Genomic DNA, 16,632 nt, shown 5'->3' with positions numbered 1-16,632 from the left:
ATGTCTTCGCAAAATTACTTTTTATCATATTTATATCTAAATAATGGACTTAGATAAGTTTATTTAGCTGTTTTAATACTATTATTTAGATAAAATGAAATATTTTTGTTGGAGAAACGTACCTCACTAGAATATTTATCTATGGAAAATTTAGATCTAACAGATTTAGCACTACTTAAATTGTTGCAAGAAAACTCCAACTACACCACAAAAGAGATTGCTGCACGTGTAAATTTATCTGCAACACCGGTATATGAGCGCTTGAGAAAATTAGAAAAAGAAGGCTATATTAAAAAATATGTAGCCCTGCTAGATGCTGAGAAGTTGGGAAGAGAATTGATCGTGTTTTGTAATATTACATTGAAGCAACATACCAAAGCAATTGGTAATAAGTTTGTAACAGATATTATTGCATTGCAAGAGGTAACGGAATGTTACAATATTTCTGGAGATTATGATTTTATGCTTAAAGTATTGGTAAAGAACATGAAAGATTATCAAGATTTTGTTATTAATAGCTTAGGTTCTGTAGAAAATATAGGTAGTGCCCATAGTACTTTCGTCATAGGCACCATAAAACATACCAATAGCGTACCCTTGTAATTAGCTTACATAAAAGATAATTCTACGAGTTTTTCTTCAATGACAGCAAATTCCGTGAGCAGTTTACATTCATCTATAGGTTTAAAGATAAAGTGAATAGGATCTGCTTTGTGTGCTCTTACAATAGTGGCTTGGTCAGAATTACCGGTTAGAAATACAATAGGAATGTTGTATTTCTCTTTAATAATTTCTGCGACTTCTATGCCATCTAGTCCAGGGCCAATACCAATATCCATGAGGATTACATGGGGTTTAAAGTCTTCTAAGACCTGCAAGGCTTTAGCTGCGTTGTTAGCGGTTTTAACCGTGTGTTCTCCGCAGCCTAGAAGAATTTCCTCTAGAAACATTTGGATAATAAAATTATCTTCGACAATGAGTATGCTACATTTCATAGTTATGAGAGTTCTTGAATTTCTTGGAACGTGATAATAAAAGTGGTTCCGGTTTGTAAGTTGTCTTTTTCTATGTTGCCATTAAGTTGTAAGACCAATTTATGAACCAGTTTAAGTCCTAGAGTGTCTGTATCTCTAAATTTTACTGTTTTTGGAAATCCTTTTCCATTATCACCTATGTGAAGTAGGAAAGAATTGTTCGCTTGTTTTTTCAACGATATAGTGATCGTGCCTATGTTATCACTGAAAGCGTATTTTAAAGAGTTGGTAACCAGCTCATTGATGATTAGGCCTAGCGGAATAGAGGTGTCAATGTTAAAGTAAATTTCATCGACCTCTAAGTCTAGCGTTATTTTATTAGTACTTCCTTTCATGGAAATAATCAAACCATTCACCAATTGCTTTAAATAATCAGCATAATTAATTTTACTTAAATCATCACTTCTATAGAGGCTTTCATGCAATAGTGCCATAGATTTGATACGGTACTGACTGTATTTGAGCATACTTTTCACGTCTTCGTCTTGAATATAGCGCGATTGTAGGTTTAGTAAACTGGTGATTACCTGAAGGTTATTTTTAACTCTGTGGTGTATTTCTTTTAGCAATGTATTTCTTTCCTCTAAACGCAGATTTATGGCATTATTTAAAGACGAAATGTGCTTGTTTTTGTAGTATAGATTATGGATGGTAAACATAAAAAACAAGAGCCCTAAATTTAAAAAGATAGAAAAGTAGACGGTATTCTTTTTGTTGACTTTTATTTTGCGATGTACTTCTGGAGAATGCATCGTGGTGTATAGGGTCCAATCAGACATACCTGCAATGGTAATTTTTTTTACATTGTAGATAGGGTTTCCGTTTCCATCTTTTTCGGTTAGATCTACGCTAGATTTTGTATATAATTCATTTTTATTGTTCTCATTGTAAAATATTTCGCTTGCATTATTAAGGATGTTAATATTTTTAGAGCCAATACCATTTAACCAAGTGGCAGCATTAAGATTTAGTCCTACAATACCTAATAAATTATTATCTGCATCAAAAAGCTTTGTAAAGAAGCGCACGGTAGGCCTGTAGGGCGTTTCAATAATGTTGTTTTCTATGTTAAGATCTATATTAGAAACAAATATTTGCCCTTTTTTTAACCTCAAGGTTTTCTGAACATAATAGCGGTTGGACTTATCTTCTAGGTATTTATTCTCGTAAATAGAAACGCTATTGTACATGTTTTCTACCTTAAGTAATTCTTTTCCGTCCGGATCAATTATGCGAGCTTGAAAATAGTCATCTTCATTTTTTAAAAAATAATAGAATATAGGACCAACTTCCTTGAAAGATTTGGTTTGATTATAATTCGCTTCAACCAGGTCTTTAAAAAAGAGTACTTTCTTCCTACTCGTGTCATATAAGTTCAATAAATGTTCGTGGGCAGCACTTAGTTCTGCTTCAGAATCTGCTAATTCTATGGCTGATAAATTTTTCTCGTACTTATTGATTCTAATTACAGTAATTACCCAAATTGCCACACTTAGGATGACAACTAATGCGATGGATGTAGCAATTAATTTCTTACTCATAAAACCTTTTACAAGATTAACAATGCAATTTTTTAAAGTTGGGGAGAACAGTAATAATAGTATAAAAATATAAATTTAACAAAAAAAAGACTACAAAAATTAAAATATTACTTTCAGTTATTGTGGTCTATTGTAGTTGTTGTTTGTTGGAGCTTATTTAAGATTTTGCATTCCATCCTTAGAAAGCAACATTTCGGTAGTTTTTTGTTTTTATCTATGAGGTATAATTTCAAATTTGTGCAAGAACTATTTAAAATAGATAACTTTATGATTTAGGTTGATTGGAGATTCAATGCCTAGCTTTTGCTATTTTTGAAGCGGTACTCTAAATTTCTAAATCGGGGGAGTGATGTATGGTAAATCGTTTTTTAATGATTTAATTAATTTTGAAATGAAACAACTATTAAAAATTGTATTAAGAGGTATCATCATAGGCATCTGTATTGTAATTATAGATGTGGGGATGAATATTTTATTAGGGAGTGCTGTGAGTTTTGATCAGCAGTTTATGAGCAACCTACAGTATTACTTTATTTACTCTATAACCTTAACAGTGTTAAACACCTTTTTTTTTAGGTATTTAAATGATAAAGTGGTTTGGGTGAGGTTTAAAAAATTTAGGATAATTATAGGCGCTTTAGGAGGTGTCTTGTTAACCATGTTGGCTGTTTTTCTAATTCGATTTTCTATAGAGGTACTTATTGGAGGCGAGAGTTGGAGTACTTTTATTTGGAGTGAAAACCCTAGGTTTTATATTTTTTGCTTATTGATAACCTTGTTGGTTACCATCATTTTTCATGCGGTTTATTTTTATAGACTTAGTCAGAATAAAAAAGTAAAAGAACAGAAGATTATAGCGAGTACGGCATCGGCTAAGTTTGATGCTTTAAAAAATCAGTTAGATCCTCATTTTCTTTTCAATAGCTTAAATGTATTAACTAGTTTAATTGATGAAGACCCGCATCAAGCACAAAAATTCACCACCTCCTTATCAAAAGTATATAGGTATGTGTTAGAGCAAAAAAATAAAGATTTGATCTCTGTAGATGAGGAACTACAGTTTGCAAAAACCTATATACGCCTATTAAAAATGCGCTTTGAAGATAGTATTATCTTTGAAATCCCTGACCAAGCTAGTAATTCAGAGGCTAGAATTGTTCCTTTATCCTTGCAATTACTGTTAGAAAATGCGGTAAAGCATAATGTGGTAACTTCAGGACGGCCTTTACACCTGCGTGTGTTTGAAGAAAACGGACAATTAGTGGTGAGTAATAATTTGCAAGAGAAGCAGGTGGTTAAAAAGAGTAGCGGTGTGGGGCTAAAAAACATCCAAGAGCGCTATAACATATTATCCAATAGGAAGGTGGCTATTCTTAAAACAGCTTCAGATTTTAGAGTAGAACTTCCGATGTTAACAAAACAGGTTTCTATGAAGGAAACTCAGGAAGACTATCTTGAAGATAAAAGATATCAAAAAGCAAAAGAACGAGTAGAGAAAATAAAAGGGTTCTATGGAAACTTGATGTCTTATTGCATTGTCATTCCTATTTTGATATTCGTGAATTACAACACTACCAGCTTCCCTTGGGTGATATTTCCGGCCTTAGGTTGGGGTTCTGGCCTTGTTGCACATGGAATGGATGCTTATGGCTACAATCCGTTATTTGGACGTAACTGGGAAGAGCGTAAGATGCGAGAATATATGGATGATGATCAATTTTAAGCGTAAATAACAATTCAGCATTAAAAAGATACAACTCAGTATTTTGTATTTAGAAAAAAGACAAGATAGTAACATCTTTGAAGTATTAAAAACAACTAAATAATCACCAATGAACAATTCAGATACCGATACTAAATATTTTAGAGCCAAAGAACGTGTAGAAGCAATAAAGGCTTTTTATAACAAAGTTTTTAAATACATAGTAGCTATTGTAATTACTGGGACTATTAACTATTACCTTAATGAATGGAGCAACCCGTGGTTCTTATGGGTGGTCTTGGGAGTTTCTATAGCCACAGCTGTAAAAGCCATAAAGCTCTTTGGATACGATGTGCTTATGGGAAGAAATTGGGAACAGCGTAAGATAGATGAGTTCATGAAAGAAGAGGAAACCAAGAAAAGATGGGAGTAATAATACTAAGCTAAAAAAACTACAGATGAAAACATCCACGACACAAGAAGATAAGAGAAAAAGAGCAGAACAACGTATCAAAGCTTTGAAAGGATTTTATATTCACTTAACAGTATATATCCTTGTTAATATTATGATTAGTACCGTTAACGTTGTAGGAAACATGAGCTCAGGAGATAGTTTTATAGAAGCATTTACCACTTTTGGCACCTTTTCTACTGCGATATTTTGGGGTATAGGGGTCTTTTTTCACGGAGCAAAAGTATTTGAATTTAATCCGTTCTTTAGTAAAGAGTGGGAGGAAAGAAAAATCAAGCAGTATTTAGAAGAAGATACGAATGAACTTGGTAAATACAACTAATATGGATCTTGATAAAAGAACAAAATTAGAGCGAGCTCAAAAACGAGTTGCAACAATAAAAGGTTTTTATGATCATCTTACGATTTATTTAATTATAAATATTTTAGTGTTTATTTTTAAAGGAAAATTTATCATTACCCTGTTGAGTGAAGAAGCCTTGGGGAATCCTCAAATCTTAAATTGGATTGATTGGAATGTGTATGGAACACCAATTATTTGGGGAATAGGAGTATTGATTCATGGCGTCATCGTTTTTAAAATCAGACCGAGTTTTTTGACCAACTGGGAAGAGAAGAAAATTAAAAAATACATGAACGAAGAACAAGAATCTTCTAGTAGCTTATGATTAAAAAAAAATAGGGATTGTAGTTTTTTGAAACCCACTAATCGCCTTTAAAATAAAGACCAAAAAAAGACCAAATGAAAACAATTATTATTGAAGATGAAAAGCCATCAGCGAGAAGATTAAATCGATTACTTGAAGATTTAGGTGTTGAGGTTTCTGTGCTTTTGCATTCTGTTGAAGAGGCTATAAATTGGTTTCATAATAATGAACACCCCGATTTAATTTTCTTAGATATTCAACTTTCAGACGGACTTTCGTTTGAAATTTTTGAAGCTGTAGAAGTTAAAAGTGCTATCATTTTTACTACTGCTTTTGATGAATATGCACTCCAAGCTTTTAAGTTAAATAGCATTGATTATTTGTTAAAACCAATCGATGATGAGGATCTGGAAATTGCCGTTAAAAAGTACAAATCTTTAGCGCCAAAAAAGGAGAAATTAACGCTTGATTTTGAAGACATAAAAAAGCTCCTTGTCAACCCAATTGAACGCGAGTTTAAAAAACGTTTTACGACCAAAGTAGGGCAGCATCTAAAAATCATAAATGCAGATGAGGTAGAATGTTTTTACAGTGAGAATAAAGGTACCTATGCGGCGACTACCGAAGGCAGAAATTACCTTTTAGAAACTACCTTAGAGAATTTAGAAGAAGACCTAGATCCCAAAATATTTTTTAGAGTAAGTCGCAAATTTTACGTCAATGTCAATTGTATAAAAGATATTGTATCTTATACAAATTCTAGGCTGCAAATTAAATTAATGAAGTTTAATGAGCAAGAAATCATCGTAAGTAGAGAGCGTGTTCGTGATTTTAAGCTTTGGTTGGAGTAATGTAGGATAATAAGCTGGATTTTAATAGTTTAAATAATTAAGCAAGTCACTATAGGTTTTTCTTATAGTGGCTTTTTTGATGCCTTTTGTTTATTCATCTACCCGATTGTCATCAAAAGCAGATGGTAAAAGTTTCGGGATTAGTTTAATGAAAATAGGAAGCAAAACAGCGCCGCCTGGTAAGATAAAAATGGCTAAGGATGGAATGCTTTTAAAGATATCTAGGAGCTGATTTTGGACTTTTTTCTTCTCCTCTTCCGTAAGATCTTTGATGGTAGATTTTGATAAAAGGGCGACCAATTCTTTGCTTTCAGAAAGCTCTTTTTGCAATCTTTTACTATTTCTTAAAATCAATTTATTTACAATTTTAGACATGCTATCGTAAAACTGAACCGCTAAATTGTTGTTTTTTAAATGCGGAATTTGACGTGTATTTTGTTCAAAAAAAACAGCCACTTCTTCTATAGATTTTAGGATGGCTTCAGACGGTATTCCAAGGTCTTTTCCGATGCCAAAAATGAACTCAGATTCTTTGTATTCTAGCGACTGATCTTCCCAGACTGTTAAGCAAGCAACATCTAAAAAATAGGTGTTTTCTCGCGGCGTAAAATTGTTAATTAATTTACGTCTATAGGTGCCGTCAAAACTATCTTGGGTACTGTCAATAAATGTTAAGGACGATTCAAAAAGCTGTGCTAATTTTGCGTCGGTTTTATTTTTTTGCTTAGAACTTAAGGTATGGTAAATGATATTTATGGTAATGTACTCTAACTTTTCTGCATGCTTTTTTGGGTCTGATTTTAGCTCTAAATAGTTCTTAAACGTTAAGACATCTATGTACAATAATGAGTTTGTAATAATGCTATTAAAATTCTTACTGATGACATTGTCGTCTAAATAAATTCTAGATTCAATGAGTTTTTCGAGCTGCGAAGAGGTCTTTTTTCCGGTTAGAATTTTGTTTAAAAATGAAATTTTATTGATGCCCAGTTGGTTATAAAACTCAAATATTTCTTCTAAAAAACTGGAGAAAGTTACCGTTTTACTTTTCTGTCTATAGGTAAAATATAAGGCGGTAAGTAAATTAATTTTTGCCTTTTCATCTTCAGAAAGCGGATGTTCTGGAAGTATAAATTCTGGAATGCTTACGTTAATTCCGTAAATGAATCCAATATTTTTTAAGTGTGCATATAGTTCATCAAAGTTATCATAGAGCTCATGATAATCTTTTACAAGGTGTCCAAATTTATCTATCCAACCTGATGCCGAAGGGTTCATTGATCAATCATTTTCAAGCTGCAAAATTACTACAAAACTAATTAGTATATCCTACTGAAGTAGAGAATCTTAGTTCCTTTGAAAATCACCTTAACATATTTTTAACATTTAATACCAAACCCTACTTTCATTTTCTCGTAAGTGTTGGGGAATAAATAATCTAAAAAATAACATCATGAAAAACACAAAAACGTATTTTGATCTAGCACTTCTTGCCATTGCAGGTACCATTTTAGTTGCAGCAGATCATATTGATGCACCTTCTTCTAAAGGAACATCGGCAGATATTGCCGATTTCTATGCTTTTGAGCCAACTACAGGTTCAGACAATACCGTATTTATTGTAGACCTACAATCAAGTGTATTACCAGATTTAGCCTATGGAACATTTGATGAAAATGTACTTACCGAGATTAATATAGATTTGGATGGTGACCTAGTAGAAGATAAAGTAATCCAAGCTATACCTAGAGATGGTATCATGTATTTCTTTGGTCCTGTTGCTCCATCACAAAAAGGATTAGACAGTCAAGTAGCAATAGATTCGCCTTTAGGAAGTGTAGAAATTTCTGAGGCTTCTGCAAAAACTACGACAACAGCTTCTGGAGTAACATTATTTGCCGGCCCTAGACAAGATGCTTTCTTTTTTGACTTTTTTCAATTTAACGCCGTGATTGGGGGCAATGCTCCTTTGGGGTTTAAAGAGGCTTCTGAAGCAGAAGACACCTTTGAAGGTGCCAACACCATGTCTATAGTAATAGAAATTCCTAATGCCATGTTAGGGACTACTACCGCTAAAAATGCCTTAGGTCTTGAAGTATATAAGACTTGGGTTACTTCAAATAAAAAACAATAATAATCTATCATTTTAAAATATATACTTATGAAATTTTCAAATATACTATACGCGTGTTCTTATGTCCTAGCGCTGTCTTTTTTCGCTTCTTGTAATAATGATGACGACAACCAAAGTGCCATGTTACCTGATGCAAATGCAGATTTTTCAGGAACCTATTCTCAGGTAGATCATATGGGAAGACCCGGTATAAATACTGTTTTAAGTGCAGATGATGCTACAAAAGATAGTCAGAATAGAACTTTGCCAGCAGATATGGTAGTAGCTTTTCAGGCTAGTTTTGAAGCTAGATTAGAAGCCTACCATGATGTATACGCTACTATATTAGGTGCAGACCCGGCAGCCGTAAATTATGAAAACAATATTTTAGGTTTAGATATAGCCAGCTTAACAGGTTATTTGGCTGCAGATGTTTTAGAAGTGGCTCCTAATTTACCTACTACGTATTTTAATCCAGGTACAGATGCAGATATGGATGGGAGAATCCTTGTGCCAGACGGAGACGAAGTGGCTTTAACCGGGAGAACCATTCAAGATGATGTTATTGATGTATCCTTGATTCTTTTATTCGGAGGAATGGAAGGGGATCGTTTTAGTGGACAAGATACAGATGGTGATGGTATGGCAGATTTGCCAAGACTAACCTCTGATGGTGTTCGTATTACAGCTAAGCCTACAACTACCTTTCCTTATTTAGGAAATCCTGAATAAGGTACTATGAAGAGGAGCTATAAGAGGGTGTAAAAACCCTCTTATATTTTAAAAATTAAGCCTAATTACAAATAAACCACCCTATGAAATTTAGCATCCTAACCATAATTTTTCTCGTAGTGCTTTCTTGCAATTCAAAAGAGAATAGCCTTATTACTAAAGCGGAAGATTATAACACTTACTTACCTTCTAAAGCACCTAAAACAACATCAAAATATTTTGAACTTTGGAATGCTAAGATTAAACCAGACAGTATTCAAATTACCAGTTTTGGTATTGTTGCAGGGCAATATGAAGCCTATTTTAAAGCAACAGGAGATATTTCTTATTTAAAAAAATCTGAACAAGCCTTAGAAAAAGCTGTAGCTATAGCCGCCACAGGAAGAGCGGGCTACCGTAGAGCTTTGGCACGTAATTATATCGCACAACATCGTTTTAAAGAAGCTTTGGTCCAAGCGAAGGAAGCAAGGGCAGTTGGTTCGGGATTACGAGATACCCAGAATCTTTTATTTGATGTGCATATGGAACTCGGGAACTATACATTAGCACAAAACTACTTGGATAGTATTACCGATATTACGAATTTTGATTTTTTAATTCGTGCCGCAAAATGGAACGATTATAAAGGAGATTTGGCAACGACTATTAATTATATGGAACAGGCGAAAGATAAAGCCGAAAAGACCTATACAAAGGCTTTAATCTTATGGTCTTACACCAATCTTGCGGACTACTACGGACATGCAGGCCGACTTTCTGATTCCTACAAATACTATTTAAAATCCTTAGAATTAGATGCAGAGAATGCCTATGCAAAAAAAGGAATTGCTTGGATTGTTTTTTCCCATGAAAAAAATCCGAAGGAAGCCTTACGAATTTTAGATTCCGTGACTAAAAACTATCATGCGCCCGATTATTACTTGCTGAAAGCAGAAATAGCAGCGTATATGGGTAATACGGAAATGAAACTCCTCAATATAGATGAATACATTAAGAGCGTAAAAAATACGTCTTATGGAGAAATGTACAATGGGTATACCATCAATCTACATTTAGAGGAAACCAAGCAATGGGATAAGGCTTTAGAACTAGCGAAAAGAGAAGTAAATAATAGGCCGACACCAGAATCTTATCATTTTTTAGCGTCTAGCTATTTAAAACTGGGGCAAAAGAAAAAAGCCTTAGCCATTGTTACAGAGCATATAGAAGGAAAGTCTTATGAGCCGGCACTACTTTTTACCTGTGCGGAAATTTACAAAGCCAACGGATTAACTAAAAAGGCGAATGCGCTTAAGACGGAGTTGTTAGGTGCGGTGTATGAATTAGGACCTAGCTCGAAAGAAAAAATAGAATCACTTTAAAAATACCCTATGTATAAAATTTTCGCCCTAGTATGTTGTTTTCAAATGGTTCAAAGTAGCTATGCACAAACAGTGAAGGGAAAACTGATTGATACAAAAAACAATCCTATTGAAGGAGCATATATTTTAAATATACATTCCGAAAAGCACACCCATAGTAACGAGTTAGGGTATTTTAAATTAGAAGAGAATGAAGTAGGAGATACGCTTCGTATTGGAGCATTAGGCTATAAAAAACTAAATTTTGTTATTCAAAACCTTACGGACAATCAACGCATCAGTATTCAATTGATGGAAGAATCTTTTGAGTTAGATGAGATTGTTATTAGACCTACACTAAATGGGTTAAATGTAGTTTCTGAAATCGATTTAAAAACAACACCCGTAAAATCATCACAAGAATTATTGCAAAAAGTACCAGGACTAATTATTGGTCAGCATGCAGGGGGCGGAAAAGCAGAGCAGTTATTTTTAAGAGGTTTTGATATTGATCATGGAACAGATATAGCCATTTCTGTAGATGGAATGCCTGTAAATATGGTGTCCCATGCGCACGGCCAAGGGTATGCCGACTTACATTTTGTAATTCCGGAAACCTTAGATCAAATAGATTTTGGTAAGGGCCCTTATTATGCTAGTAAAGGTAATTTTGCAACGGCTGCTTATGTAGACTTTACGACTAAGAATCATTTAGATAAGAATATGCTTCGGTATGAAGTAGGAGATTTTGGATGGAACAGGGCCTTAGGAATGTTTAATTTAGTGAGTTCCGATACAGACCATGCCTATGTAGCTACCGAATTAACGCAATTTGATGGCGCTTTTGATTCGCCTCAGAATTTTTCAAGACTCAATCTTTTTGGGAAGTATAGTACCCAACTTAAAGATGCTAGCACATTAGCTATATCTGCGTCACATTTTACCAGTACCTGGGATGCTTCGGGCCAAATACCCGAACGTGCTGTAGCCAGCGGATTAATTTCAAGATTCGGAGCTATAGATGATACGGAAGGTGGTACCACTAGTAGAACTAATCTTAACGCTTCATTGCTGAAGGTTTTAGATGAGGAGACTTTTATAAAATCAAATGTGTTCTATGCTAATTATGCATTTGAATTGTATTCTAATTTCACCTTCTTTCTAGAGGATCCAGAAAATGGTGATCAGATAAAACAGTTTGAAGAACGTGATATTTTTGGATTCAATTCAGAGTTACAAAAGAATATGACTTGGGGCACATCTGAGGTATTGCTGAAGGCAGGAGTAGGGCTTAGGGTAGATAATAGCAATGATGTAGCATTATCACATACCTTAAATAGAAAAACAACAATAGAAAACATTCAATTAGGAAATATCAAAGAAACCAATAGTTTTGGGTATGCAAGTCTAGATTATACCTTAGGCAATTGGACTATAATTCCGGGATTGCGATTGGATTATTTTAACTTCCAGTATACAGATGATTTACAAGAAACGTATTCTAATACGTCAGAGAAGAAAGCTTTTCTAGCACCAAAATTAAATGTGTTGTATTCTAAGAACCAAGAACTACAATTTTTTCTAAAATCAGGAATTGGGTATCATTCTAATGATACGCGTGTGGTTGTTGCAGCAACCGAAGAAGAAACACTTCCTGCAGCCTATGGGGTAGATTTCGGAGCACTTTGGCGCCCTACACCTAAAGTATTTTTAAATGCAACTGCCTGGTATTTGTATTTAGAGCAAGAGTTTGTTTACGTGGGTGATGCGGGTATCGTAGAGCCTAGTGGTAAAACCGAACGTTTTGGGGTAGATTTTGGGGTACGTTACCAATTAACCGATTGGTTGTTTTTTAATACAGATTTAACCCTAACAAAAGCACGAAGTATAGAAGAGGCTTCAGGGGAAGATTATATTCCGCTGGCACCAGATTTCACCATGGTGGGAGGGTTGAGTGTGCTCAATTTAGGACGATTCTCAGGAGGTATCAACTATCGGTTTATAGATGACCGACCAGCAAATGAAGATAATTCTATCGTGGCAGACGGGTATTTTGTAAGCGATGTAAAGCTTGATTACCAAGTTTCTAAAAATTTAGGAATTGGTATTGCGGTAGAGAATCTATTGGATACAGAATGGAATGAAACGCAATTTGCAACAACATCAAGGCTTCAGAATGAAATAGCACCCGTAGAAGAAATTCATTTTATTCCGGGAACGCCATTTTTTCTAAAAGGAAGTTTAACCTATACATTTTAAGTAAAACGCAAAAGGCAGTGGTTGCTTTTGTTTTTAGGTTGAAGCCTCGTAATTGAAAAATTACGAGGCTTCTTTGTTGAAGTGTATTATTTCTAAGATAAACGGTAAAACTTCGCCTAGAGATTTCTCGTAAGTAGTTTTAATTGAGATACCTACTATTAATTTTTAACCTATGAAACTATGATTTATTTTATACTCCTCTTAGAATTATACATTGTACTGCATTTAAGTCTAGTAGTGTACCTAGCGCAAAAAAAACTTAACGAAGAAATTAAGTTGGCTAATTTTTATACGACTAAAACCAAAAAGTAGTACTAAAAGAAACCCATCAGCGTAAGAATTAATTTCAGTTTCTATAGCGATATAATTCATAGCTTTGGTGTGTCAATATTTGTTGGAGGATGCGAGGAAATGAGATTGCAATTGTTTTAGTAGTACTATTCTTTTTTAAAGGATATAGTCAAGAGGTTGCACAAGATTCTACAAAAAATCTGAATGTAACCATCTTCCCTGTGGCTTTCTATACAGCAGAAACAGATTTTGGCTTTGGAGCTTTAGGAGTCGCGTCTTTCTGGATGAAAAATCAACCTAGAACCACAAGAGCCTCCTCTTTACAATTAGGAGCTAGTTATACCACCAAAAATCAAATATTAATATATGTTCCTTTTGAGCTGTATACGCATGAAGAAAAATGGCGGTATGTAGGAGAAGTGGGCTATTATAGATATGTCTATAATTATTTTGGACAAGGAATAGATAGTAAGGAAAGCAACTTGGAAACTTATGAAGTGAGTTTTCCAAGAGTACGGCTTTCCGTTTTAAGACAAGTACTCCCTAATATATCTGCAGGCCTTAGTTATGAATTGGATGATTTTAAAAATTTAAAAGCAGCAGAAGGTGGTGTTTTAGAAACTTCGGAGGTTATAGGTAAAGAAGGTGGCGCAGTTTCTAACATTGGAGCCGTAGTACACTATGATTCTCGAGATCATATTTTTTACCCTACCAAAGGGTTCTTTATCCAAGCCAGTTACTTTGTGTCTTCGAGTTTATTAGGTTCTAGTTTTAATTACAACAAGTTTATTCTAGATAATAGATTTTATCAAAAAATAGGCAAAAATCAGGTATTGGCGGCGAATTTATTTTTGGGTACGGCTACAGACGGGATGCCTTTTTTAGATCAATTTACCTTAGGAGGTAAAAGAACACGAGGCATTAATAGCAGGCGTTATCAAGATAATTCTGAAGCTAGTTTTGCTTTAGAGTATCGTTTTCCTATTATCAATAGGATTGGTGGCGTTGTCTTTGGTTCTACGGGTACCGTTGCTCCTAATTTAGACGATGTCTTTTCATCACCTTATAAAAATTCAGGAGGTGTAGGACTTCGCTACATTATCAATAAAAGAGATGGCGTTCGTATTCGTGCAGATTACGGAAGGTCTAGTGAAGGTGGTATTTTCACCTTCACCATCAAAGAAGCTTTTTAATTACATAAATTTTCGAATCAATACCGGAAGCAGCAGCAAATCTAAAAGTAATGCTGTAAATAATGTTGCGCTGATAAGCAATCCTATAATTAAACTAGGGTTGTGAATAGAAAACAATAAAGTCATAAATCCAAAAAAGAGGAGTAGCGTGGTAATAATCAACGCTCTACCTGTTTCTAAGAATGTAGTTTCTAAAGCTCGTTCTTTGGTCAACCCTTTAGAAATAGCAATTTTATACTTGCCTAAAAAATGTATGGTATCATCTACAGCTATACCAAATACAATAGCAAATACAATAGATACAGGGGCATCTAACGGAATATTTAGAAAGCCAAGTAAAGCACCAGCAAATAGCAGCGGAACCATATTAGGGATCAAAGAGATGATGACGAGTTTTATGTTTTTAAATAAGAATGCCATAATAATCCCCACCAATAGCAAGCCCATTAGCAAACCTTGAAATAAACTAGCTTGAATATAAGAGGCATTTTTATCCATGAGCATACCCTTACCCGTAACTCTAAAGTTTACGATACTCGTATCGATATGTGTAGCAACAAAAGCATCAATTTTATCATAAGTTTTTACCAGACTATCAGTGCCAATATCGAGAACATTAGCAATAATTCTAGCTTTGGTTTTGCTGCTATCGGTAAATTTATCTAGTTGTTGTCGCGCATATCTAGAAGCATCTTTTTTATAGATGTCAAATTCCTCTTGCGTATCGGGTAAGACAAAATAAGCGGTCTTATTTAAATGGTTTGCTTTGTTCAGTGCTTTAAAAATCGAATTTACAGAGCGTATGTTATCTACATTTTCTGTTTCTTGAAGTAATTGATTTACTTTTTCAATTTCCTGGGCTACGGCAAAATCTGTAATCTTATTGCCTTGTTTTGTTTGTACGGCCAATTCTATGGTTCTAAATCCAGAATATTCATTTTGAAAAAAAGCAAAATCTTCTGCAATCTTACTATTGTTAGGAAGGCTAGTTTTAAAAGTATAGTTGGTGTTTACTAGGCTTAGGCCATATACGCAAACTACCGTGAAAATAATACTGACGCTTACGATGCTCTTTGGTTGCGCTATCGTAAAAGCATTCATTTTCAAGAGGTGCTTTTGCCAGAAAGTCGACTTGCTTTTTTTAGGGAGGAGGGTTGAGTTTTTAAAGATCAGGACTAGAGAGCTGGTAAAGAAAACTACGGTAATATAAGCGATAAGTACACCAATGGCAGAGTTTACGCCAAAGTCTCTAATACCCACCAATTTTGAAAATAGCAACGATAAAAATCCTATTGCCGTAGTTACTGAAGTTAATAAAGTAGATAAACCAACTTCTTTTAGAGACTGTACAATTGCAGTTTGTCGCGCAACTCCTACTTTAATCTTTTCCAGAAAATTATCAAGGATATGAATAACATCCGAAGTACCTACAATAAGCATTAAAATAGGGTAGAAGGCCGCCAAAGCACTGAGCTCTTTGCCAAGTAAGGACAGAGTGCCTAGAAAAATTAACAAGGCTACAAATATGGATATTAGGGTGATAAAAACAATTGCGGTACGTTTATAAATAATGTAGAGTACAATAAGGACCAATATTAGAGAAACAATGGAAGTAACCGTCAGCTCTCTTTTTTGCATTTGCACCAAGGCTTCATAAAATGAGGTTCTCCCCATTAAGTGGTTGGAACTAAAGTTATATTCGCTCAGTAGTTTTCTTGTGGCATCTAATAAAGCGATAGATTGTTGATAATCTAAATTGTCGTCGGTCTCTAAAAAGACTACTAAGGAGTTTGCATTTTCATCAATAAAAGAACCAATGAAAAAATTGTCTTCTTGTATTTTTTTCCAATCAGCGGTATATTGTGTTTCGTCATCAATATGCAACACGGGGAGCTTTGTATAGCCAAAAGAAGTTTTTAGCGGATAGGATAAATTAGTTAAAGAATTAGCTTCCGTGACATAAGGCAATGATTTTGCAGCAAGGGTAAACTTGCTAAAATTTTCTAGAAACTCTTTATCAAAAATACCTCCTTCATTTTCTACAGCCACCAATAAGAAATTATCATCGGTAGAAAAGTCTTTTATGAATTCTTCGTAAAACAACAAATCATCATCACCTGTTGGGAAAAACTGACTAAAATCAAAAGAGAACTTTAAATTAGGAAGCAAAAAGCCAGACCCAATAGAGAAGAGTACAAAAACACCTAAGATGATTTTTTTAAACGAAAGAATTTTAAGCATATAATCAATTCATAATGCCCAAATTGAAACACGGTAGTGGGCATTCAAAATTAATGAATTATATGTTAGTCCAGTTATCTAAATCTAAGGTCCAATCCTGGCTTTTATAGGAGATTTGTTTTTCCTATAACAGCTAGCGTTTTATTTATCTTAAATAAGAAATCCGCTTAATCCGTTCCCTAAATGGCTTGTAAAAGCTAAGCGGGTGCATCGAGT

General features: G+C 34.3%; 13 protein-coding genes and 1 pseudogene. 10 read left to right on the top strand and 4 right to left on the bottom strand.

The features are described from left to right. The first annotated feature begins 141 nt into the window (after positions 1-141). The gene (locus M666_RS18605) at positions 142-603 is read left to right on the top strand and encodes an Lrp/AsnC family transcriptional regulator (RefSeq protein WP_029445659.1); all 462 of its coding nucleotides are present in this window, start codon (positions 142-144) and stop codon (positions 601-603) included. 5 nt (positions 604-608) lie between these two features. Here M666_RS18605 and M666_RS18600 read toward each other — a convergent pair whose 3' ends face one another. Continuing rightward, a complete protein-coding gene (locus tag M666_RS18600) occupies positions 609-995 on the bottom strand; it encodes a response regulator (protein WP_024479740.1) in 387 nt (128 codons plus the stop codon). Positions 996-997: 2 nt separating this feature from the next. Then, positions 998-2,575: a sensor histidine kinase gene (locus M666_RS20120; RefSeq protein ID WP_029445660.1), complete on the bottom strand. Its 1,578-nt coding sequence runs from the start codon at positions 2,573-2,575 to the stop codon at positions 998-1,000. Positions 2,576-2,966: 391 nt separating this feature from the next. On the opposite strand from M666_RS20120, the gene M666_RS18590 reads away from it, so the two are divergent. From M666_RS18590 to M666_RS18570, 5 genes are all read left to right on the top strand, one after another. Continuing rightward, entirely contained in the window at positions 2,967-4,298 is a 1,332-nt protein-coding gene (locus M666_RS18590; RefSeq protein ID WP_029445661.1) for a 2TM domain-containing protein, read from the top strand. 109 nt (positions 4,299-4,407) lie between these two features. Next, complete coding sequence (locus M666_RS18585; protein ID WP_024479743.1) at positions 4,408-4,710, top strand: 2TM domain-containing protein; 303 nt, start codon at positions 4,408-4,410, stop codon at positions 4,708-4,710. A 25-nt stretch (positions 4,711-4,735) separates the two neighbouring features. Further along, positions 4,736-5,071, top strand: coding sequence for a 2TM domain-containing protein (locus M666_RS18580; protein ID WP_029445662.1), 336 nt, complete (start codon positions 4,736-4,738; stop codon positions 5,069-5,071). Position 5,072: 1 nt separating this feature from the next. Further along, positions 5,073-5,417 carry a 2TM domain-containing protein gene (locus tag M666_RS18575; RefSeq protein WP_051333163.1) on the top strand — a complete coding sequence of 115 codons (345 nt, stop codon included), beginning with the start codon at positions 5,073-5,075 and terminating at the stop codon, positions 5,415-5,417. Between the two features lie 74 nt (positions 5,418-5,491). Next, the gene (locus tag M666_RS18570; RefSeq protein ID WP_029445664.1) at positions 5,492-6,247 is read left to right on the top strand and encodes a LytR/AlgR family response regulator transcription factor; all 756 of its coding nucleotides are present in this window, start codon (positions 5,492-5,494) and stop codon (positions 6,245-6,247) included. Positions 6,248-6,337: 90 nt separating this feature from the next. On the opposite strand, the gene M666_RS18565 is transcribed toward M666_RS18570, so the two are convergent. Next, positions 6,338-7,525, bottom strand: a complete 1,188-nt coding sequence (locus tag M666_RS18565; RefSeq protein ID WP_029445665.1) for an LETM1-related biofilm-associated protein — start codon at positions 7,523-7,525, stop codon at positions 6,338-6,340. A 175-nt stretch (positions 7,526-7,700) separates the two neighbouring features. Between M666_RS18565 and M666_RS20715 the strand changes: the two are divergent. From M666_RS20715 to M666_RS18540, 4 genes and pseudogenes are all read left to right on the top strand, one after another. Next, a pseudogene (locus tag M666_RS20715) lies at positions 7,701-9,092 on the top strand (DUF4331 family protein). Positions 9,093-9,175: 83 nt separating this feature from the next. Next, on the top strand, positions 9,176-10,453 hold the full coding sequence (locus M666_RS18550) for a tetratricopeptide repeat protein (protein ID WP_029445668.1): 1,278 nt from the start codon (positions 9,176-9,178) through the stop codon (positions 10,451-10,453). Between the two features lie 9 nt (positions 10,454-10,462). After that, a complete protein-coding gene (locus M666_RS18545) occupies positions 10,463-12,691 on the top strand; it encodes a TonB-dependent receptor (protein WP_029445669.1) in 2,229 nt (742 codons plus the stop codon). Between the two features lie 401 nt (positions 12,692-13,092). Continuing rightward, positions 13,093-14,175 carry a BamA/TamA family outer membrane protein gene (locus M666_RS18540; protein WP_029445670.1) on the top strand — a complete coding sequence of 361 codons (1,083 nt, stop codon included), beginning with the start codon at positions 13,093-13,095 and terminating at the stop codon, positions 14,173-14,175. On the opposite strand, the gene M666_RS18535 is transcribed toward M666_RS18540, so the two are convergent. Next, positions 14,176-16,416, bottom strand: a complete 2,241-nt coding sequence (locus tag M666_RS18535) for an efflux RND transporter permease subunit (RefSeq protein ID WP_029445671.1) — start codon at positions 16,414-16,416, stop codon at positions 14,176-14,178. Positions 16,417-16,632 lie beyond the last annotated feature (216 nt).

Source organism: Cellulophaga baltica 18 (assembly GCF_000468615.2).
Classification (GTDB): domain Bacteria; phylum Bacteroidota; class Bacteroidia; order Flavobacteriales; family Flavobacteriaceae; genus Cellulophaga; species Cellulophaga baltica.
The sequence above is the reverse complement of the archived record's forward strand: the minus strand, read 5'-3'. Positions and strand labels throughout refer to the sequence as shown.